The sequence below is a fragment of the Paraburkholderia haematera genome, assembly GCF_905220975.1.
GTDB lineage: Bacteria > Pseudomonadota > Gammaproteobacteria > Burkholderiales > Burkholderiaceae > Paraburkholderia > Paraburkholderia haematera.
This window is the reverse complement of sequence record NZ_CAJNBK010000005.1, coordinates 308,406-330,383: the sequence shown is the minus strand read 5'-3', so window position 1 is coordinate 330,383 and position 21,978 is coordinate 308,406. Positions and strand designations below refer to the sequence as shown.

The 21,978-nt window shown below is 62.2% G+C and carries 17 protein-coding genes; 9 read left to right on the top strand and 8 right to left on the bottom strand.

Annotation, left to right across the window (positions count from 1 at the left end; all coding sequences use genetic code 11):
- The first annotated feature begins 71 nt into the window (after positions 1-71).
- Positions 72-1,580, top strand: coding sequence for an MFS transporter (locus tag KHO23_RS12985; protein ID WP_211611619.1), 1,509 nt, complete (start codon positions 72-74; stop codon positions 1,578-1,580).
- Between the two features lie 114 nt (positions 1,581-1,694).
- Here the strand turns inward: KHO23_RS12985 and kdgD are convergent, their stop codons facing one another.
- The 3 genes from kdgD to KHO23_RS12970 form a co-directional block, all read right to left on the bottom strand.
- On the bottom strand, positions 1,695-2,612 hold the full coding sequence (gene kdgD, locus KHO23_RS12980; RefSeq protein ID WP_211611618.1) for a 5-dehydro-4-deoxyglucarate dehydratase: 918 nt from the start codon (positions 2,610-2,612) through the stop codon (positions 1,695-1,697).
- 77 nt (positions 2,613-2,689) lie between these two features.
- Positions 2,690-4,039: a glucarate dehydratase gene (gudD, locus tag KHO23_RS12975; protein ID WP_211611617.1), complete on the bottom strand. Its 1,350-nt coding sequence runs from the start codon at positions 4,037-4,039 to the stop codon at positions 2,690-2,692.
- A 125-nt stretch (positions 4,040-4,164) separates the two neighbouring features.
- Entirely contained in the window at positions 4,165-5,496 is a 1,332-nt protein-coding gene (locus KHO23_RS12970) for an MFS transporter (protein WP_211611616.1), read from the bottom strand.
- A 427-nt stretch (positions 5,497-5,923) separates the two neighbouring features.
- Between KHO23_RS12970 and KHO23_RS12965 the strand changes: the two genes are divergently transcribed.
- Complete coding sequence (locus tag KHO23_RS12965; RefSeq protein ID WP_211611615.1) at positions 5,924-6,634, top strand: FadR/GntR family transcriptional regulator; 711 nt, start codon at positions 5,924-5,926, stop codon at positions 6,632-6,634.
- Here KHO23_RS12965 and KHO23_RS12960 read toward each other — a convergent pair.
- Genes KHO23_RS12960 through KHO23_RS12950 form a run of 3 tightly spaced genes read right to left on the bottom strand, consistent with a single transcriptional unit; the run spans position 6,631 to position 9,649 of the window.
- A complete protein-coding gene (locus KHO23_RS12960; protein WP_211611614.1) occupies positions 6,631-6,942 on the bottom strand; it encodes an AtuA-related protein in 312 nt (103 codons plus the stop codon). The genes KHO23_RS12965 and KHO23_RS12960 overlap by 4 nt on opposite strands.
- Position 6,943: 1 nt before the next feature.
- Positions 6,944-8,311 carry an acyclic terpene utilization AtuA family protein gene (locus KHO23_RS12955; RefSeq protein WP_211611613.1) on the bottom strand — a complete coding sequence of 456 codons (1,368 nt, stop codon included), beginning with the start codon at positions 8,309-8,311 and terminating at the stop codon, positions 6,944-6,946.
- Between the two features lie 33 nt (positions 8,312-8,344).
- Positions 8,345-9,649, bottom strand: a complete 1,305-nt coding sequence (locus tag KHO23_RS12950; protein ID WP_211611612.1) for a CitMHS family transporter — start codon at positions 9,647-9,649, stop codon at positions 8,345-8,347.
- Positions 9,650-9,748: 99 nt separating this feature from the next.
- Here KHO23_RS12950 and KHO23_RS12945 point away from each other — a divergent pair, with 99 nt between their 5' ends.
- Positions 9,749-10,660 carry a LysR family transcriptional regulator gene (locus tag KHO23_RS12945; protein ID WP_211611611.1) on the top strand — a complete coding sequence of 304 codons (912 nt, stop codon included), beginning with the start codon at positions 9,749-9,751 and terminating at the stop codon, positions 10,658-10,660.
- A gap of 69 nt (positions 10,661-10,729) precedes the next feature.
- Here the strand turns inward: KHO23_RS12945 and KHO23_RS12940 are convergent, their stop codons facing one another.
- On the bottom strand, positions 10,730-11,581 hold the full coding sequence (locus KHO23_RS12940; protein WP_211611610.1) for an IclR family transcriptional regulator: 852 nt from the start codon (positions 11,579-11,581) through the stop codon (positions 10,730-10,732).
- Between the two features lie 143 nt (positions 11,582-11,724).
- Between KHO23_RS12940 and KHO23_RS12935 the strand changes: the two genes are divergently transcribed.
- The 6 genes from KHO23_RS12935 to KHO23_RS12910 all read left to right on the top strand — a co-directional run bounded on the left by KHO23_RS12935 (position 11,725) and on the right by KHO23_RS12910 (position 19,339).
- The gene (locus tag KHO23_RS12935) at positions 11,725-12,933 is read left to right on the top strand and encodes an acyl-CoA dehydrogenase family protein (RefSeq protein WP_211611609.1); all 1,209 of its coding nucleotides are present in this window, start codon (positions 11,725-11,727) and stop codon (positions 12,931-12,933) included.
- An 8-nt stretch (positions 12,934-12,941) separates the two neighbouring features.
- Positions 12,942-15,182, top strand: coding sequence for an acetate--CoA ligase family protein (locus KHO23_RS12930; RefSeq protein ID WP_211611608.1), 2,241 nt, complete (start codon positions 12,942-12,944; stop codon positions 15,180-15,182).
- Between the two features lie 150 nt (positions 15,183-15,332).
- Positions 15,333-16,685: an MFS transporter gene (locus tag KHO23_RS12925; RefSeq protein ID WP_236066818.1), complete on the top strand. Its 1,353-nt coding sequence runs from the start codon at positions 15,333-15,335 to the stop codon at positions 16,683-16,685.
- Positions 16,686-16,944: 259 nt separating this feature from the next.
- On the top strand, positions 16,945-17,760 hold the full coding sequence (locus tag KHO23_RS12920; protein ID WP_211611606.1) for an alpha/beta fold hydrolase: 816 nt from the start codon (positions 16,945-16,947) through the stop codon (positions 17,758-17,760).
- 82 nt (positions 17,761-17,842) lie between these two features.
- Positions 17,843-18,703: a DUF5672 family protein gene (locus tag KHO23_RS12915; protein WP_211611605.1), complete on the top strand. Its 861-nt coding sequence runs from the start codon at positions 17,843-17,845 to the stop codon at positions 18,701-18,703.
- Between the two features lie 408 nt (positions 18,704-19,111).
- On the top strand, positions 19,112-19,339 hold the full coding sequence (locus KHO23_RS12910) for a hypothetical protein (protein ID WP_211611604.1): 228 nt from the start codon (positions 19,112-19,114) through the stop codon (positions 19,337-19,339).
- A 143-nt stretch (positions 19,340-19,482) separates the two neighbouring features.
- Here the strand turns inward: KHO23_RS12910 and KHO23_RS12905 are convergent, their stop codons facing one another.
- Positions 19,483-21,711, bottom strand: coding sequence for an NADP-dependent isocitrate dehydrogenase (locus KHO23_RS12905; protein WP_211611603.1), 2,229 nt, complete (start codon positions 21,709-21,711; stop codon positions 19,483-19,485).
- Positions 21,712-21,978 lie beyond the last annotated feature (267 nt).

The following is a 21,978-nucleotide window of genomic DNA, read 5'->3' as shown; positions in this document are numbered from 1 at the left end:
AAAAGCCCTCTTCTCCCAGACCCGTGAACCCGACCGCGACTGCCCTGCCTTTCCGAAACGCCCTGCTAGCAATGCTCGGCATCGGCCTCGTCAACATGCTGGTCGCACTCGACCAGACCGTCGTCAGCACCGCCCTGCCTTCGATCGTCGCCGAGCTGCACGGCTTCGAGTACTACGCATGGATTGCCAGCGCGTACCTGTTGGCGTCGGTGGTGACCGTCCCCGTGTTCGGCCGTCTCGGCGACTACTTCGGCCGCAAGCGTTTCGTGATTGCCGCGGTCATCACGTTCACGGTGGCATCGGTGCTTTGCGGCGTCGCGAACGACATGCTGTTCCTCGTGATCGCGCGCGGCTTGCAAGGCGTCGGCGGCGGGATGATGGTGGGCACGGCGTTCGCGTCGATACCGGACCTTTTCCCCGATCCGCGTGCACGGGTGCGCTGGCAGGTGGTGATGGCAGCCGCGTACGGAATCGGCACCGCGGCGGGCCCGTCGCTGGGTGGCTGGATGAGCGAGCATTGGGGCTGGCGCTCCACCTTCCTGATCAACCTGCCGGTCGGCGCCGCGGCACTCTATTTCATCTGGGCGCATCTGCCCAACTTCCGGCGTCCGCACGAGGGCGAGGTGAGGATCGACTGGCTCGGCGCCGCCTTGGTCGCCGCCGTGTTGGCCGGCCTGCAGGCGCTCATTGAAGCCGTGCCCAAACACGGTCTGACGGCCGGCAACCTGGCGTTGGCGGCCTTCGTGATCGTGGGCGCCATTGCGTTGCTGGTGTGCGAGAAACGCGCCACGCATCCGATCATTCCGCTCGACCTGTTCAAGGACGCGCGACTCGTCACGCTGTTCACACTCGGCTTCCTGTCCGGCTTCGTGATGTTTTCGCTGATCTTCTTCGCGCCGCTGCTATTGCAAGGCGGATTCGGCCTGTCGCCGCAGCAAGCCGGCCTGCTTGCTACGCCGATCGCCGCTTGTATCGCGCTCGGCAGCCTGCTGAATACGCGCATCGTCATTCACATGAAGAAGCCCACGCGGATTCTGTCGATCGGTTTCGCGCCGCTGCTGTTCGCCTCGATCGCGTTGGCGTTTGCCAATCCGGAGACACCGCACGTGTGGATCGAATTGCCGATGGCGGCCATCGGCATCGGCCTGGGTTTCATTCTGAACAATCTGAATGTGTTCGGCCAGGAGATTGCCGGGCGTGAACGCTTCGGCATCACAACGGCATTGCTGCAGTCCACGCGGATGGTGGGCGGGATGCTGGGCACGAGCATTTTGGCCACCGTGGTGCAGCATCACTACCGCGACGTGGTCACGCGCACGATGAGCGTGCTCGGCGAGCCGGCCGCATCGCAATGGCAGCCGCGCTTCGTCGATCTGCGCATCCTGATCGATGAAGCGTTGCGCCTGAAACTGATTGCGGATATGAAGCCGTCGGGACTCAATACGCTGGCGTTAATCGACACGGCACGCGATGCCATGGTGCAGTCGATTCATATCGGTGTGTGGCTGACGGCGGTGGCGGCACTGGCGGCCGCGCTGCTCGTGCAGCGCATCTCGCACGTTGTGTTTCGCCGGAGTTGAGCGTGGCAGGCCAGCGGCGGCCGTGACGAACGCGAGGTGTTCGCCACGACGTGGTAGCTGCGGATTCGAGCGGGGCGCCGGATTGACCGCTTACTTTGCCACGCGCTGCGCCGCTTATTGCGCGCCGAGCTTCCTGATCAGCACGTCGAGTTGCGCCATCTCTTCTTCGGTCAGGTCGGTCAGCGGTGCACGCACCGGACCTGCGCTGTGGCCGACCAGCTTCGCACCGGCCTTCACAATACTCACCGCGTAACCTTGGCGGCGGTTACGAATCGCCAGATACGGCAAAAAGAATTCGTCGATCAGCTTGCCGACGGTCGCGTGGTCGTCCGCGGCAATTGCGCGGTAGAAGTCCATCGCGGTCTTCGGGATGAAGTTGAACACCGCTGACGAGTACACCGGCACGCCCAGCGCCTTATAAGCTGCGGCGTAGACTTCCGCGGTCGGCAGACCGCCGAGATACGAGAAACGATCGCCAAGGCGGCGGCGAATCGTCACCATCGCCTCGATTTCACCCACACCGTCCTTGAAGCCGATCAGGTTCGGGCAGCTGTCCGCGAGGCGTTCGAGCATGTCCGCATTCAGCTTTGAATTCGCGCGGTTATAGACGATCACACCGATGTTCTTCACCGCCTTGCACACCTGTTCGACGTGCGCGGCAATCCCTTCCTGCGATGCCTCGGTCAGATAGTGCGGCATCAACAGCACGCCGCTTGCGCCGAGACGTTCGGCTTCCTGCGCGTAGTCGATCGCCACGCGGGTCGGGCCGCCCGCGCCGGCAAGAATCGGCACCTTGCCTCTGCAAGTCTCGGTCGCAGTGCGAATCACGTTCGTGTAGTCGCTTTTAGTCAGCGAAAAAAATTCCCCCGTGCCACCGGCGGCAAACAGCGCGGTCGCGCCGTAAGGCGCGAGCCATTCGAGGCGCTCGGCATAGGTATCGGCGCGGAAATCGCCTTGTTCGTCGAAGTCGGTCACCGGAAAAGACAACAGGCCTTCCGAAACGATCGCTTTGAGTTCTTGAGGTGAGGTCATAGCTTGAATAGCGTAATAGCGTGAAGTGTGAGTGAGCGCGAGCGGCCGCACAGACCGCCGCTCAGATCATGAGCGGTTCAGCGCACCAGACACGGGCGCTTGTTATCGAATGTCCAGTTCGGAATCAGGTACTGCATCGCCACGCCGTCGTCGCGTGCGCCGAGGCCATGTTGCTGATAAAGCGCGTGCGCCTTCTCGATCTCGTCCATATCCAGCTCGACACCGAGGCCGGCAGCCTGAGGCACCTTGACCTTGCCGCCGACGATCTGCAGCGGCTCACGCGTCAGACGCTGACCGTCCTGCCAGATCCAGTGCGTGTCGATCGCCGTGATCTTGCCGGGTGCCGCCGCCGCGACATGCGTGAACATCGCGAGCGAAATGTCGAAGTGATTGTTCGAGTGCGAGCCCCAGGTGAGACCCCACTCGTTGCACATCTGCGCCACCCGTACCGAGCCCTGCATGGTCCAGAAGTGCGGATCGGCAAGCGGAATATCCACGGACTGCAACTGAATCGCGTGACCCATCTGGCGCCAGTCGGTGGCAATCATGTTGGTTGCCGTCGGCAAACCGGTTGCGCGGCGGAATTCGGCCATCACCTCGCGTCCCGAGTAGCCGTTTTCCGCGCCGCACGGATCTTCCGCATAAGCCAGCACGTCGTGCTGGTCGCGGCACAGGCGCACCGCTTCCGCGAGCGACCATGCGCCATTCGGGTCGAGCGTGACGCGGGCGTTGGGGAAGCGTTCAGCGAGCGCCGTGACCGCTTCGATTTCGGCGTCGCCAGGCAACACGCCGCCCTTGAGCTTGAAATCGTTGAAGCCATAGCGCGCTTGCGCGGCTTCGGCAAGCCGCACCACCGCCTCGGGCGTCATCGCTTCTTCGGTACGCACGCGCTCCCAATCGTCGCGCCCTTCCGCGCCGCCGGCATAGGGTAGATCGGTTTTGTTGCGGTCGCCGATATAGAACAGGTAGCCGAGCATTTCCACTTCGTCGCGTTGCTGGCCTTCGCCGAGCAGTGCAGCGACGGGTACGCCCAGATGCTGACCGAGCAGATCGAGCAAGGCGGCTTCGAGCGCGGTCACCGCGTGAATGGTGGTGCGCAGATCGAATGTCTGCAGACCGCGGCCACCGGCGTCACGGTCTGCGAATTGCGTACGCGCTTTGTTCAGGATAGCTTGAAGATTACCGATCGACTGACCGACCACCAGCGCACGCGCATCGTCGATGGTCTTGCGGATGCTCTCACCACCCGGCACTTCGCCGACGCCGGTATGGCCGGCACTGTCGCGCAGAATGACGATGTTGCGCGTGAAGAACGGGCCATGCGCGCCGCTCAGATTCATCAGCATGCTGTCACGGCCGGCGACGGGCACGACGCGCAGCTCGGTCACGATCGGCGTAGCGTTCGATTGGGATGAGTTTGTGGACATGAGAATGGGCCCGGTTGAGTTAGCGAGCCAGCAAGTGGGCGTCCGCGCGCTGGATAAGCGCGTTCTGGACCCGTGCCGGAGAGAAAGTGGGAAATGCGTTATTCATGGTCGACGATGTTCGCCAGTCAGTGGGCTTTGCTATGCAAAGACTCCGGCAGCGCGTCGCGGTTCACGCGGCGATTGCGTGCCAGGAAGCCGGCCGCCGCCGCGATCAACGAAGCCACGCCCAGGGCGTACAGACCGCCGGTAATCGAGCCCGTGTGCTGCTGCAGATAGCCGAACGCGGCGGGCGCAAAAAATCCGCCGAGGTTGCCCACTGAATTGATCAGCGCGATAACCGCAGCTGCAACGCGCGCATCCAGATAACCCTGCGGAATCGGCCAGAAAAGCGAAGACGCCGCTTTGAAACCGATCGCCGAGAAGCAGATTGCCACGAACGACAGCACCGGATTACCCGACGTCGAAGCGAACAGCCCACACGCCGCGATAACGAGCGCCACGGCCAGCCACGCCTGCTGAAAACGCCATTTCGCCGACAACACCGCGAAGCAGTACATCGCGACCATGGCGATAAGCCACGGGATGGCGTTGTACATGCCGACCTGAAAATCCGACAGGCCGCCCATCTTGCGGATGATCGTCGGCAGCCAGAACGTAGCCGCGTAAATGGTCAATTGAATCGCAAAGTACAGGAAGCAGAACAGCAGAATCTGCGGGTCCTTCAACAGCTTCATCGTGGGCAGATGCGCGCCGCCGTGCGCCTCGCGCTCGGCCTGCTCCGCGGCGATCGCACTTTCGAGCACAGTCCGCTCTTCAGGCGTCATCCATGAGGCATCGCTAATGCGAGACTTCAGCAGCAGCCAGCTGACACCACACAGCACGATCGAGAACGCGCCCTCAATGAGAAACATCCATTGCCAGCCGTGCAGGCCGAATCCGCGAATGGACAGCAGGCTGCCGGTGATAGGACCGGACAGCACCGACGCCAGCGCGGAGCCCGAGAGAAAAACCGCTATGGCTTTGCCCCGCTCTTTCTGCGGCAGCCATTGGGTGAAATAAAACACCACGCCCGGGAAAAAGCCGGCCTCGGCGACGCCGAGCAGGAATCGCAGCACGTAGAAGGACGTATCGTTCCAGACGAACGCCATCGCGGCCGCGACCAGCCCCCAGGTGCCCATGATGCGGGTCAGCCAGGCGCGCGCACCGTACTTCTGCATCAATACGTTCGAGGGCACTTCGAACAGCGCGTAACCAATAAAGAACAAACCGCTCCCCAGCCCGTATGCGGCGGCACCGATGCCGAGGTCCGTCTGCATGTGGGCATTGACGAAGCCGATGTTCACGCGGTCGATGTAGTTCGCGATGAACATGATCAGAAAGAGCGGCAACACGTGCCGCTTGACCTTCGAGACCGCGGACTCGAGCGGGTCGGCGGCGGTAGCGAGAGCAGATGTCAAGGGTGTCTCCAGTTTCGGCCACTCGGGCGGCCTGCCTGAGCGCACCGCGGCGCATTCGAGCAGGCCTGTGATCCTGATTCGAAACGCGTGATACGTTGTCTGACGACAGTCTACCCTCTTCCTTCAAACGATTCCAACAAGGTGTTTACCCTGTCACTCACGCCATATAGACTGGGAAGCAGTGGCCAAGGTGCCGTTTCCTCACTAGAAGCAACAAATAAAAATAAGACGTCCGACAACATAAAATAGAATATTGACTGCACTGTCGGCGACAGGTCAACGCACCGCCCCGATCAGCACCCGGCGCGCGAGAATCGAGCCGTGATTTTTCGGACAAACGCTATGATGGCTATGTCGAACCGTCGCATGACGTCACTCGCACACGCAACGTGTGTATTTCCAGCCGATTAGTCAACACGCCACAGAAATGAGCAGCCTAACTGAGAAAGTGGTGGCCACCCTTTCCGATGAAATCCGCCGCGGCACCCTGAGACCGGGAGACCGGATCCCCACAGAAGTCGCGATGATGAAGCAGCTCTCGGTGAGCCGCTCCGTGGTTCGCGAGGCGATTTCGCGCCTGCAGGCGGCTAAAGTGGTCGAGACACGGCACGGCATCGGCACGTTCGTTCTGGAGCCGGTCACGGAACAGTCGATGCAACTGCCCGCCGCCGACCTCTCCAGCATGCTGGACGTGATGGCAATCATCGAATTTCGCATCGACGTAGAGGCCGCCTCGGCCGCGCTCGCCGCGGCGCGGCGAACCGAGCAGAATCTCAAGCAGATTCGTGCGGCGCTGGAACGTTTCGAGTCCGAACTCGAGCGGGGGAGTACGGACACGCTCGCGCACGACATCGAGTTTCATCTGCAGATCGCGCGAGCGAGCGGCAACCGCTACTTCTTCGATGTGCTAAGCCAGCTCGGTCGCGCAGTGAGCCCGCGCACGCGGCTCGGCTCAGCCGAAATTGCGGAGCTCGACCACATCGAACACCTGCGCAACGTGCTGAGCGAGCATCAGATGATTTATCGGGCAATCGAACGTCAGGACGCGGACGATGCACGCGCCGCGATGCGAATGCATTTAAGCAATAGCCGCGAGCGGCTTCGGCGCGCACACGAGTTGAGCAAGGCGGGGAGCTAAGCCGGCGCCTCCACTTCCAACCCCATCAAAGCCGAACTCAACGATTTGCCGTGTGCATCGAGCGCGAGCGAGCGCGTCACGCCTCCGCCGAGCGCATGGCCGAGTACGAAGTTGAACGCGGCGATGCCAGGCAGTTCATAACGCACAACTTCGCCGCGCACCACCTCGCCCAGATGCGTCTTGACCCGCTCCGATGTCAACACCGCCCGCAGATGCTCATAGTGCTTCGCGTCATAACAGATGACGGAGATATTCAGCGTATTGCCTTTATCACCGGTCCGCGAATGAGCAAGCTCTCGTAATTTCATGTCACCCCTCCACGAGCGAGAATGTCGGCCTGGCATGCTCGCGCGGCAGCAACACCGATTGCACCGCGACGACTTCGCGCGCTGACTTGGTCACGCCACCACCGCCCGCCGGGCCGTTCGTGTAAAGCGTCTCCACCTCGTTGCCGATCTGCACTGCCTGTGCGAATGACTCGGTGCGCCCGGCGACCCGCGCTCGCACCTCATATGGCTCGGCGCAAGCGCCAGCCAGCGTGTCGCCGTGCAATGCGTTCACGCCGATCAGATCGAAGCGCAATTCACGCGTCTCGACACCGGTCAGGGCAAGCCTTTCCCGCACGATATCGAGTGCAAGGCGGGCACGCGCCAACGCGCCGGGACCCCCGTATGAAATCTGCCCTTCGCCGATATAGCCGTCGAAGTAAGCGACCGACACCTTCAACATATCAGTACGCGGCGTACCACGCCCGCCGCTCACGCGAATCCGATCCGGCGCTTCCTGCGCGACACGCACCTGCGTGAAATCGGCGACCACGTCCGGTTGTAGATAGCGCTGCGGATCGTGAATCTCGTACAGCAGTTGCTCTTTGCAGGTGGCTTCGGTCACCCGTCCGCCGGCCTGCGCGAGCTTGGTGATGACCACCGAACCGTCCGGCGCGACTTCGGCGATAGGAAAGCCGAGCCTTGCGAGATTCGGGACATCCTTGAAACCCGGATCCGCAAAATAGCCACCGGTGATTTGTCCCGCGCATTCGAGCAGGTGGCCGATCACGGTCGCCTGCCCGAGCGTCTGCCAGTCGTCCATCTGCCAGCCGAATTCGTGGATCAACGGCGCGACGAACAGCGACGGATCGGCGACACGTCCGGTCAGAACGATTTGCGCGCCGGCCGCCAGCGCCTCGACAATCGCCGCCGCGCCGAGATACGCATTCGCGGACACCAGCCGATCCGCGTACGAAGCGACGCTTTCGCCGGACTCTTCGAAGCGGAAATTGCCCTGCCGCACGACCTCGAGCACATCGTCGCCGGTGACGGCGGCAATCTTCACATCGCCGAGACCGAGCGAGCGCGCAACCTCGGCAGTCTTGCGCGCCGCCGCGAGCGGATTGGCCGCGCCCATGTTCGAAATGATCCGCACGCCGTTGCCCGACTCACGGATAGCGGCGGGGAGCACCGCCCTCATGCGCGTTTCGAGCAACGGGTCGTAGCCCAATTCAGGATCTTTGGAGCGTGCCTGCTGCGCGATCGCAATCGTGCGTTCGGCGAGGCACTCGAATACGAGGTAGTCGAGCGCGCCGTGTTCCGCCAGTTCGACCGCGGGTTCGATGCGGTCGCCGGAATACCCCGCGCCCGCGCCGATTCGCACCGTCCGACTATGTGGAGTGGCTGTCATGGTGGTCACATCCGTTCAGTAAAGCCGTGCAATTCACAGCGAAAATATCCCCAGCACGACGCAGGCAATCGTCATGACGATCGAGGCGCCGAACAGCAAGGGGAACGTGAATTTCTGATGGTCGGCGAGATCGATACCGCACAGGCCGACCACGAGGAACGTCGCCGGCGTGAGCGGGCTAACCGGAAAGCCGGTGGTCATCTGGCCGAGCAGCGCAGCCTGGCCCACATGCACGGCGGGCACGCCGAGTTGGCCGGCCACTTCGGCAATCACCGGCAGCACGCCGAAGTAAAAAGAGTCCGGATCGAACAACATGCTCAGCGGCATCGACAGCAATCCGAGCGCAACGGGAATGTGGCCCGCCATCGCGGGCGGCACGAAGCCGACTGCCGCCTGTGCCATCGCTTTCAGCATGCCACTGCCCTGCATTACACCGGTGAATACGCCGGCCGCAAGCAGAATGCCGGCCATCATCAACGCGGCACGTGCGTGAGCGTCGATCCGCTTACGCTGCATGTCGACGTTCGGATAGTTCACCATCAACGCGATACAAAGCCCGACCATGAACATGATCGCCGGCGGAATCTTCTCGCCCATTACGACCATCGTGCCGAGTACGACCAGCGTCAAGACGATGTTGAACCAGAAGTTTTTCGGCCGGCGCAAGGCTTGCTCCTCAGGCGTCAGCTCGCGTTTTGGCATCGGTACGGAAGCGCTCGCGGCAGTGAGGCCGAGCCGCTTTTCCTCGCGCCGCCCGAGCCAGAAGGCCATGCCGAAGACGAACACCAGGCCGATCAACTGCACGGGGATCAGCGGGTTGAACAAGGCCGAAATCGGCAGATGCAGCGACGCCGACGCGCGGATCATCGGCCCCGTCCACGGCAGAAAGTTGATGCCGGCGGCCATCGAAACGGCCGCGGCCAACACGCGCCTGTCCATCTTCAGACGATCATAAAGCGGCAGCATCGCGGGAATCGTGACGAGAAAGCAGACCGCGCCGGAACCGTCCAGGTGAATCAGCAGCGCCAGCAGCGTGGTGCCCATCACGATGCGCGTGGGCCGCGTGCCGACGGCCCGCAGAATACGGTCGATGATCGGATCGAGCGTGCCGGCGTCGGTGATGGTGCCGAAGTAAAGAATCGCGAACACGAACATCCCGACCACCGGCGCGAGACTCTTGAGCCCGTCGATCACGAACTTGCTTGTCTGAAAGCCGAAACCGCCGATGAGCGACGCCGCAATCGGCACGATGATGAGCGCCACCAGTGGCGACATCCGTTTCGACAGAATCGCGCCGAGCAGCACGGCGATGGTAGCCAGCCCCAGCAATGGCAGCATGTGCTTGTCTCCAGTGTTGTTTTTTACTGTGATCCAGCGTAAGTTCGAGGCAACAATAAATCAATTGAAATGAATTGATCGCAGCCATTACAAACCATTATGGATTTGAATCTTCGCGACATCCGCGCGTTCATTGCCGTCGCGCAAACGGGCAGCTTCACGCGTGCGGCGACACGCTTGCACCTTTCCCAACCGGCCTTGACGGTGCAGATTCGCCGCCTCGAGGAAACGGTGGGCATGCGGCTGTTCGATCGCAACAGCCGGAATGTCGCGCTGACGCCGACCGGCCGCGAGCTGCTGCCGCTGCTGCAGAAATCGCTGCACGATATGGAACATGTGCTGATCGACGCGCGGGCACTCGGCGAGGGAACCAGCGGCACGGTGCGGATCGCGTGCCTGCCGACATTCGCGGCCAGCGTCTTGCCCGAACTCGTGCAGGAGACGAAGAAGGCCGTGCCGCGCGTGAGCTTCCATGTGCGCGACGTGGTCGCCAGCATGGTCAACGCACTGGTACGCAGCGAAGAGGTCGATATCGGGCTGACCGGCGGAGAACTGGACGATACGGGCTTCGAGGTGCTGCACGCGGGCATCGATCGCCTCGTGGCGGTTTTTCCAAAGCGCCATGCGCTGGCACGGCGGCGGCGCATCGCGCTGGCCGACCTCGCCGCGGTGCCGCTCGTGCTGACGGCACAAGGCACGAGTGTGCGAGCCGTGGTCGATAGCGCCTTTGCAAACGCCCGCTGCGCGCCGGAGATCGCCTGCGAGCCGACCTACATGATGAGCGCCGTCGCGATGGTGCGCGCCGGGCTCGGCGTGACCATCCTGCCGGCGTCGGCTCGCGAGGTCCGAGCGGAACCTGAACTGGTGGTCCGCCCCATCGACGATCCCGCGTTCACCCGCCCTATCGCCCTCATCAAGAAGCGCGGCAGGACCCTGCCGCCCGTCACGGAAACTTTCGTTGCGGTGCTGATCGACAAGCTCGGCAAGATTTCGACGTCTGGGCAGACGTGAGATCGAGGAAAAGCCCAGACTCGCCAGTTCACACGCTGGAGTGGCACAGGGCCTGACATAGCGTGGCGCCTAATAAATCCCCATCGCCCCCTCGATACTGCGCACCATCGAAACCAGCCGCGGCCCGATATCCCCTTCCAGTTGATTTTCCTTCAGCAGATAGGAAGGCACCCCGCAGTTGAACACCAGAATCTCGCCGTCGGCCGAAGGTTTCATCGGCACGGCGACCGCATGCACTTCCCGTCGCAAGTCTCCATACGAGACACAAAACCCGCGCTCATAGAAGTGGTCGATGCTGCTCCTCACGCGCTCGCGAAACGTATTCCATTCATTCGGCGCCTTCACCGCGATCTCGTTGCAGAGCGCCTCGCGCCGCTCGGCCGGTAGCGCGGCGAGCAGCGCACGGCCCATTGCGGTTCGCACGATCGGATAGCTCAGGCCGATATCCGCCGGCAACCCCAAAGGCGTCGTGCTGCGGCTGCTTTCCAGATACACGACATTGAGCCGGTCGCGCATGCCGAGTGAGACCGAACCGCGAATCTGATCCGCCAGTTCCTTCATCGAAGGCCGCGCGATCTGCCGCACACTCAAACTCGCCAGCAACGGATAGCCCAGCGACAGCACGGCCGAGCCGAGCTGAAACTTGTTGTTCATACGATTGACGCGCAGATAGCCGAGGCGCGTGAGCGTGTAGGTGAAGCGCGAAATGGTGGCCTTCGTCATGCCGGTGCGCGCCGCCAGTTCCGCATTGCCGAGTTGCGGTTCGCGCGGCGTAAAGCAATGCAGGATGTCGAGCCCACGCGCCAAGGTGGTGGCGAACTGCCGGTCGCCGTCGAATTCGTCGGGCACGTAGCGCGCCTTCGAATCCAGATAGTCGCTTGCCAGCGCCGCCGCCTCGGAAGGCTTGTTGTTGGCTGCCATGATCGTCTCCCTTCAGATAGCCAATTTTGCGCCCGCTGTTCAGCATATTCAAACTCTGTTCTGCAGAGTCGAACAAATCGCACAGACCGGCTGTAAACCTTCGATAGTGAAGTCATAAATCGACTCACATGACGGAGACAAGCATGACCAGCAACCCCTCGCATTTCGACTCGATGCTCGCCGATGTCGCGCGTTTCGTTCGTGAAGAAGCGATTCCGCGCGAAAACGAGATCGAGAACGCGGATGCCGTGCCCGCGGATCTCGTCGCGCGCATGCGCGAACTCGGCTATTTCGGCTGGAGCATTCCACGCGATTTCGGCGGCGCGGGACTTTCGACGGAGCAACTGGTCCGCGGCGCATTCGAGCTTTCGCAAGCCTCAGTGGCGTTCCGGGCGCGGGTCGGCACCAACACCGGCATCGGCTCGGAAGCGCTCGTCGCCGACGGCACCGACGCGCAGAAGCAACGCTATCTGCCGCGTCTCGCGTCGGGCGAATTGACCGGCGCTTTCGCGTTGACCGAAGCAGAAGCCGGCTCTGACGCCACCGCGTTGCGCACCACCGCGCGACGCGACGGCGATCACTACCTCCTCGACGGCAGCAAGTGCTTCATCACCAACGCGCCGATCGCGGACCTGTTCACGGTCATGGCCCGCACGGACCCTGCCACGCCAGGCGCCGGCGGTATTTCCGCATTTCTCGTCGAACGCGGCATGCCAGGTCTCTCCACCAGCGCGCCTTACAGCAAGATGGGCCAGGCGGGCTCGCCGGTCGGTGACGTCGTGTTCAACGCGTGCCGGGTGCCTGCGGCCAATCTGATCGGCGGCGTCGAAGGTCAAGGCTTCCGTACCGCGATGAAGGTATTGAACAAGCAGCGCATTCACCTGGCCGCGCTGTGCACCGGTCCCGCCATGCGGATGCTTGAAGAAGCCGTTGCGTACACATCGAAACGAGAGCAGTTCGGCAAGCCGGTCGCCGAGTTCCAGCTCGTGCAGGCGCTAATCGCCGAATGTCAGACTGAAATTTTCGCCGCGCGCTCGATGATTCTCGAAACCGCTCGCAAACGCGATGCGGGCGAGGACGTGGCGCTGGAGGCGTCGATGTGCAAGATGTTCGCTTCCGAGATGTGCGGACGCGTGGCGGATCGCGCGGTCCAGATGCTCGGCGGACGCGGCTATCTTGCGGGCAATGCGGTCGAGCGGTTCTACCGCGACGTGCGCGCGTTCCGCATTTACGAAGGCACCACCCAGATTCATCAGCTCAATATCGCGAAGATCACGCTGCGGCGCGCGGCCGAACGGGACCTGGCGAAACAGAAGGACAGCGTTCAAGCCGACGCTGCGCGTGCCGCATGAGCGCCGCGATGAACACGGACACGAGCACAGCCACGCACGCCGCAAACACGCTCGACATTCAACGGCTCGTCGATCCGCGCTCGATTGCGATCATCGGCGCTTCAAACGATCCGACGTCGATCAGCGGCCAGCCGATGCGCTTTCTCATTCAGCACGGGTACCAAGGCACGCTGTATCCGGTCAATCCGAAATATACGGAACTTGCCGGCGTGGCGTGCCATGCCAGCATCGCCGCATTGCCCGCTACACCCGATCTCGCGCTGATCCTCGTCGCGGCGCGCCGGGTTCCCGACATGCTGCGCCAATGCGGCGAAAAAGGTATCGGCTTCGCGATCATCTACAGCTCCGGGTTCGCCGAAGCAGGCGAAGCCGGCGCCGCGTTGCAACATGAATGCGCGGAAGTCGCGAAGGCGTTCGGCATCCGCGTGATCGGCCCGAACTGCCAGGGATTCGCCAGCACAGGCGCTGGCGTCTACGCCGGATTCGGCGCACCGTTCGGCGTCGATTACCGGCGCGGCGGGTTGTCGCTGATTTCGCAAAGCGGCGGGTTCGGCTGCGCGCTGCTGCTGATGGCCGACGAACTCGGCATCGGCTTGCGGCATTTCATCACCACCGGCAATGAGGCCGACGTCAGCCTGCTCGATCTCGTCGACGCCTGTATCGCGGACCCGCAAACGTCGCTGATCGCCGCCTATATCGAAGGCTTGAAGGATGCGCGGCGCCTCGTCGATGTCGCCAACCGCGCGCTCGACGCCGGCAAACCGCTGCTCGCGTGGAAGGTGGGCAACACGGCCGACGGCGCCAAAGCCGCCGCGTCGCACACGGCGAATCTGGGCGGCGCATCCGCACTCTATCGCACGGCTTTCCGCCAGACCGGCGTGATCGAAGTCACCGATGTCGCGGATCTCGGCGACTACGCCAAGGCGTTCGAAGCCCAACGCCTGCCGCACGGCAAGCGGATCGCGGTCGTCACGCTTTCGGGCGGCGCCGGCATTCTGATCACCGACGCCTGTGCTGAACGTGGCATGTCCGTACCCGCGTTGTCGGCGGCCACGCTCGAGCGGCTCAAGCCGATCGTGCCCGCGTTTGCCTCGCTGAACAATCCGATCGATCTCACCGCGGGTATCCTCGCCGAGCCGAAGATTTTTGCCGACGCCCTGCAGATCATTGCGGACGATCCGAACATCGACGCCATCGCGATCATGGCAGCCGCCGCGAGCGGAGACGTGGCGCGCGCGATGGCCGAGGCCATCGTGCGTGTCTACGACGCCACGACCAAGCCGATGATGCTCGCCTGGAATGCGCGCCGCGACATGGCGCGCGAAGCCTACGAGATGATCGAAACACGCGGCGTGCCGCTGTATGCAACGCCCGTGCGTTGCGGACGCGCGTTCGCGGCGTTGTCGGACTATGCCCAGGCGCGACGGGCACGTGCCGCGGCGCGCGGTGCCGATCCGCTTGCAGGTGCGCAATACGATGTCGAGCACGCTCGCGCATTGCTGGCTGTCAGCCACGGCGATCTGACCGAACATGCTTCGCAAGCGTTGCTGCGCGATTACGGCATCGAAACACCCAGGAGCGAGCTGGCGCACGACCGCGACGAAGCATGCGCCATCGCGCGATCGATCGGCTTTCCGCTCGTGATCAAAGTGCAATCGCCCGACATTCCGCACAAAACGGAAGCCGGTGCCGTGCGGGTCGGCATCCGCGATGAAGCCACGCTTGCCGACGCCTTCGACGAAATCGTCGCGAATGCGCGCCGCCACGTGCCTCACGCGCGAATCGAAGGCGTGCTCGTGCAGGAAGAGATCCGCGACGCGCTCGAGCTGATCGTCGGCATCGAAAACGATGCGTCGTTCGGACCTGCGGTGATGTGCGGCCTCGGCGGGATCTATGCCGAAGTGCTGAAGGATGTGACGTTCCGGCTCGCCCCGGTCACCCACGCCGACGCCCACGCAATGATCCGCGAACTGCGCGCCTTCGCGATGCTCAACGGTGCGCGCGGCAAGCCGCCGGGCGATATCGAGGCGCTCGTCGAAACGATCGTCGCGCTCTCCGCCATGGCGCTCGACCAGCAGGCGTGCCTGAAGGAACTGGATATCAACCCGCTTTTTGTGCTGCCCGCGGGCAAGGGCGTGCGGGCCGGCGACGCGTTGGCGCGCTGCATGCCACGCGCGGCCACGGCAGTTGACGCCGCCGACGCCATGCACGAAAGCGAGCATTGCGCGCCGGCTGTCGTGGACGGATAGTACAGCGGTGCCAGGCCGCTTTGAGATCGGACGTCGCTGATTTGCCGCGCTAAAACCGCATCACGCGCAGCGACGCTCACCGCAGTTGGCATTCTTCGCGAGACCATCATGCACGGCTATTCGCATTCAGGCATAACGACCCCAGACGACATGACACCCGTCGGAGTCGAACGCACTTACCGCAAGATTTTTTTCCGGCTGATTCCGTTGCTATTTCTCTGCTACGTGATCAGCTATATCGACCGCGTCAACATTGCCTTCGCCAAGCTGCAGTTCATGCACGACCTCGGCTTTTCGGAGTCGACTTACGGCCTGGGCGCGGGGCTTTTCTTCATCGGCTACGTATTGTTCGAAGTCCCGAGCAATCTGTGGATGCAGCGCGTCGGCGCACGCCGCACCCTGTTGCGCATCATGTTCGCGTGGGGGCTGGTGTCGAGTCTGATGATGTTCGTGCGCACTCCGACGCAGTTCTACGCGATGCGCCTCCTGCTCGGCGTGACCGAAGCCGGCTTCTTTCCCGGCATCATCTACTATCTGAGCTGCTGGTTTCCCGGCGCGCGGCGCGCTCGCGTGACCGCGTTTCTGATGATGGCGACGGCGGTGGCGGGCATTATCGGCGGGCCGATGTCCGGGTTCATCATGACGCGGTTGGCGGGCGTCGGCGGCTTGCCGGGCTGGCAGTGGCTGTTCCTTCTGGAAGGCGTGCCGGCCGTGACGCTCGGCATCGTCGCGTTCCTCATGCTCGGCGACAAGCCGGAAGACGTGAACTGGCTCGACGCGCGTGAGAAAGCACTGGTGTCGCGAGAACTCGCCGCCGATGAGCAGACCAAGCAAACCGGTCATCTCGACGGACTGCGTGGCGCGCTCGCGAACCCACGCGTGTATTTCGCGGCGCTCGTCTATTTCGCGGTCATGATGCCGTTCAACGCGATCGGCTTCTGGGCGCCGACCGTCATCCGCGACATGGGCGTTGCCAACGTGCTGGACGTGGGACTGTTGTCGGCACTCGTTTTCATCGCGGCCGCGCTCGGCACCTACGTGGTGGGCGCCAGTTCCGACCGGACCATGGAGCGGCGCTGGCACATCGCCGCGAGCGCTTGCGTGACCGCGCTGGCGTTCGCGCTGCTGCCCGCCGCCGGTCATAACGTTGCGTTCGGCGTTGGGTTGCTGGCGCTGGCGGCGGCTGCGTCGTACGGCTCGTTTGTGGTGTTCTGGACGATTCCGCAAACTTTCCTGCCGCGCTCCTCGGCGGCCGGCGGCATCGCGATGATCACGAGCCTTGGCGGCACCGGCGGCTTCGTGAGTCCGGCGTTCGTCGGCTGGGTCAAGACGCAGACCGGCAGCGCGCAATATGGGTTGATTGGATTGGCCGTGGTGCTGCTCGCCGGGGTCGTGTTGATGCTGGTGGTCTTTCCGGCGCCGGGGAGAAGCGCGTCGAACGGCGCGGCCGGTGGCAATGCGAACGTGCCGGCGCAGCACGGGCTGGGTCAGACGAATCATTGAGAGGAGGCACCGGCGCCGAAACGCGCGTCCGGCCTCGGTATCGCCTGACTGGCTGAGATTCTGGTGCGTGCGGATCTCGCCACGGGCACGCTTGTTCGCGTGCTGCCGGGCGAGACGCCGCCTACCCGTCTTTTACATGTGTCGATGTTGCCCAACGCCGGGCGGGCGCGAAAATTCGTAGCTTTGTTCATTTTCTGGTGGCAGTGCGGGCAACCTGGCGGATCCTTGTGCTGTTGAGTTCACCAGCAGGGAGCCGCTCATGGAATTTCACGACGATGACCTCACCCATTTCGAAGCCTTTGGCGCGGCCCCACTGCCGGTCTCGAACGACCAGGGCTACGTCGGGCAGGAAGGGGCACGCATCTGGTACGCGTCATATGGGACCGGCGCGCCCGTGATTCTGCTGCATGGCGGCCTGGGGCACAGCGGCAACTGGGGCTATCAGGTGCCGGCGCTGCTCAGCTCGGGGCATCGCGTGGTTGCGATCGACAGCCGCGGCCACGGCCGCAGTACCCGCGATGCGCGCCCTTACACGTATGAGCTGATGGCCTCCGACGTTCTGGCCGTAATGGACACGCTACAGATCGACCGGGCCGCGATGGTGGGCTGGAGCGACGGGGCCTGCGTCGCGATGGTGCTCGGTCGCCAGGTCCCGGAGCGTGTTTCAGGCGTGTTTTTCTTTGGCTGCAACATGGACCCGAGCGGTGCGAAGGAATTCGTGCCGACACCGGTGATCAATCGGTGCTTCGCAAGGCATGCCAAAGACTATGCGCAACTCTCCGCGACGCCGGACGACTTTGACGCGTTTGTCGGCGCGGTCAGCGAAATGATGCGAACCCAGCCCAACTATTCCGCGCACGATCTGGCCGGGATCCCTGTGCCGGTTGCTGTCGTGCAAAGCGAGCACGACGAGTTCATCAAGCCGGAGCACGCCGACTATCTCGCCCGCAGCATTCCCGGCGCGGCGTTGATTGTCCTGCCGGGCGTGAGCCATTTCGCCCCGCTGCAAAGGCCCAAGGAATTCAACCGCGTGATGCTAGCGTTTCTCAATAAAGTTTTATTCCAATCTACTTGATCTAAGCCAAGGCTATCGCATGCAATAGCCTCTGCATCGACGGATGTATGCCAAGCTTGAACCTTTTTAGTTGAAGCTCCGCATGAACAACCGCCCCCCGATCGATTTACGCAGTGTGACGCTGTGTGCAGCAGATTCGCTGAACCCACACCTTGCGTTGCACGCCTTGCGGCGATCGGCCCGCTTGTGCACATTCGGCGACGTGATTCTTTTTACTCATGAAGAGATCCCGTCGGACATACGTAGTGTGCGAATTCCACGGCTTCAATCGAGGGATGACTATTCAGCCTTCATCTTCAGGGACCTTGTCCACCATATCTCGACGCCATGGGTGCTCATCGCCCAATGGGACGGATTTGTTGTAGATGAAACAGCCTGGAGTCAGTCGTTTCTCGACTACGACTATATCGGCGCAAAGTGGCCATTTCATTCTGACGGACTGACAGTAGGGAACGGCGGTTTCTCTTTGCGCTCTGCCCGACTGCTTCGCGCATGTGCAGAGGCGCGCTTCCCGTTCATTCCGGGCGTCAACGAAGACGAACTGATTTGCCGCGTCTACCGGTCAGCCCTCGAAGCCGAATGCGGGATCCGGTTTGCGCCGGAACCTATCGCCGAGCAGTTTTCCCATGAGCGCGGCGCACTCGACAATCCAACCTTTGGCTTTCACGCCGCGTTCAACATGTGGCGCCACGTGGACGATACGGAAATGATCGAAATCATCCGCGCCGTCGATCCGCGCACGATCGCCTCGGGTGAAATGGTCGAGTTGCTGCACACCTATTTCACGCTAAGGAAGTTTGCGTGCCTCATGGCGCTCTACGCCAGACTGCGCGACACCTGGACTCCAGTGGAGATCGCGCAGCAGATAGTCAACCGCGGCGCGACGAAGGAAGCTGCAGTCCAATGCGTCAACACATGCGAACGGATTGCCCAAGGCGGCTAAAGCGATGGGGAGACCTTCCGCTCCAACGGGCAACTTGCTCGCACCCTGCCCCAATGTCTGCTAACTCGCTGAAAATTTCACGATGTGGCATGAGCCCTTGCTTCGTAAAAAATCGTGGTGCGTGGCACAAATTCGCCATTTCGCAATGTCGCCCCACGTTGCACATCGTAAAATGACGGATGTAAGCCTTTATATTTAAACGATATTTTTTGATTGAACGAACCGTCTAACAACCCCTTGCGCCATGACTTGCTGACGTAGACTCTTTTACAAGAGCCGACGCTTCATAGGACGCAGCGAAAAGGGTGCAGCAAAAGACGGGACGCAAACGCAGTTGCAGCGAGTCCCCCGCCCTACCTGAAGCCGCCCCGGCATCGCGGTTTTTAATTGGCAATTGGGAGACTAAAAATGAAAGGCTTTCGCTTTGGATCGACCCAGGGAGCGTTCTACATTTTGCCGGGCCAGGATGGTTGGGAGGCAACCTACGGCAATGAGACGCTTGGCGAATTCTCCTGCCCGGAACAGGCAGCCGATGAAGTCGCACGCGGCCTGACCTGCGAGCAGCTGACCGAACTCGACACGTCGACGCTCGAGATTCCTGAAAAACTCAGCGATTGGGAAATCGTTCACGTGTGAGGGCCGGCATGACCGCCCACGTGCGCGTAGAAACGACGATGGCGCTCCTCAGGAGCGCCATCGTCTTGCTTACGGCTTATTTGCGTACTGGCTTTGGTACCTTGAGCGACAGCCTCAGCACCTCATTCAGCGCATTCAGCGCATCAAGCGACCGCGTCCACGATCTTGTTCAGCGTCGCGCTCGGGCGCATGGCCTTGCTCGTCAGGTCGACATTCGGACGGTAGTAACCACCGATATCCACCGGCTTGCCTTGCGCTGCACCCAGTTCTTCGATGATCTTCGCTTCGTTGTCGGCCAACGCCTTCGCCACGCCGGCGAACTGTGCCTGCAATGCAGCGTCTTCAGTTTGCGCAGCGAGTGCCTCGGCCCAGTACATGGCCAGGTAGAAGTGGCTGCCGCGGTTGTCGATACCGCCCACCTTGCGCGCCGGCGACTTGTCGTTGTCGAGGAACTTGCCGGTTGCCTGATCCAGCGTCTTCGCCAGAATCTGCGCCTTCGGGTTGTGATAAGCGCCGCTCAGGTGTTCGAGCGAAGCCGCCAACGCCAGAAATTCGCCGAGCGAATCCCAACGCAGGAAACCTTCTTCGACCAGTTGCTGAACGTGCTTCGGTGCCGAACCGCCCGCGCCGGTTTCGAACATGCCGCCACCCGCCATCAGCGGAACGATCGACAGCATCTTCGCGCTGGTGCCCAGTTCCATGATCGGGAACAGGTCGGTCAAATAGTCGCGCAGCACGTTGCCGGTAACCGAGATCGTGTCCTTGCCGGCACGGATGCGCTCGATCGAGAACTTCGTCGCTTCAACCGGCGTCATGACGCGGATATCCAGACCGCTGGTGTCGTGGTCCTTCAGGTATTGCTCGACCTTTTTGATGATCTGGGCGTCGTGTGCGCGCGCTGCGTCCAGCCAGAAAATAGCCGGCGTGCCGGTAGCGCGAGCGCGGTTGACCGCGAGCTTGACCCAGTCCTGGACCGGCGCGTCTTTGGTCTGGCACATGCGCCAGATGTCGCCAGCTTCAACCGCCTGCTCGATCAGCACCGTACCGGCTGCGTCGGTCACGCGTACCACGCCGTTTGCCGGAATCTGGAACGTCTTGTCGTGTGAACCGTATTCTTCAGCAGCTTGTGCCATCAGACCGACGTTGGGCACCGTGCCCATCGTGACCGGGTCGAATGCGCCGTTCTTCTTGCAATCTTCAATCACCGCCTGGTAGACACCGGCGTAGCAACGGTCCGGAATCACGGCCTTGGCGTCGTGCAGCGCGCCGTCCGCGCCCCACATCTTGCCCGACTCGCGAATCATGGCCGGCATGGAGGCGTCGACGATCACGTCGCTCGGCACGTGCAGGCTGGTGATGCCCTTGTCCGAGTTGACCATGGCCAGTTGCGGGCGTTGCGCGTATTGCGCCTTGATGTCGGCTTCGATCGCTTCACGCGTTTCAGCCGGCAGGTCCTTCAGGCGCGCGTACAGGTCGCCGATACCGTTGTTCGGGTTGAAGCCGGCTTGCGCCAGCGCGTCAGCGTGCTTGGTCAGCACGTCTTTGTAAAACACCGAAACCACGTGACCGAAGATGATCGGATCCGACACCTTCATCATGGTCGCTTTCAGGTGCACCGAGAACAGCACGCCCTTGCTCTTCGCATCGGCGATTTCCGCTTCGATGAAGCTGCGCAGCGCGTTCTTGGAGAGCACCGAAGCGTCGATGATCTCGCCCGCTTGCACGGCCGTCTTTTCTTTCAGGACCTTCGTCGAACCGTCAGCTGCCGTCAGTTCGATCTTCACGGCACCGGCTGCTGCGATCAGCGCCGATTTTTCGCTGCCGTAGAAATCGCCGCCGCTCATGTGCGCCACGTGCGACTTCGAGTCCGCGCTCCACGCGCCCATCTTGTGCGGGTGCTTGCGTGCGTAGTTCTTGACCGACAGCGGCGCGCGGCGATCCGAATTGCCTTCGCGCAGCACCGGGTTCACCGCGCTGCCCTTGATCTTGTCATAACGCGCCTTGACGTCTTTTTCAGCGTCGGTATTGGCGACGTCCGGGTAAGGCGGCAGCTTGAAGCCCTGATCGCGCAGTTCGGTAATCGCAGCCTTCAGTTGCGGCACCGAAGCGCTGATGTTCGGCAGCTTGACGATGTTCGCTTCCGGACGCGTGGTGAGTCCACCCAGTTCCGCCAGATCGTCGGAACCCTTCTGTTCCGCGGTCAGGTAGTCCGGAAATGCAGCGATGATCCGGCCGGCAAGCGAGATATCGCGCGTTTCAACGATCACGTCGGACGAGCGCGTGAACGCCTTGACGATCGGCAGCAGCGAATAAGTCGCCAGTGCAGGCGCTTCGTCGGTCAGGGTGTAGATGATCTTCGGCGATGTGGACATGTTTGATGCTTAGCTTGGTGAAGTGATAGACAGAGCGTTGGTGGCGCTGAGCCGCGAGATGACGGCAAAGCAGCAGGAACGCAGCGCGACCCACGGCACTACTTTTTACGGCCCGACCGTGAGTATATGCGCGTTTTCCAGTACTCGCTGCTAAACAAACATATCGCCGCAACATCATGAACGGGGCCGAGCCCCGCCAGATAAGGCTTACAGCCGATTACCCTATGCCTTAAGACAGATGTCTTATAGATGACTCGCGATTCGAAA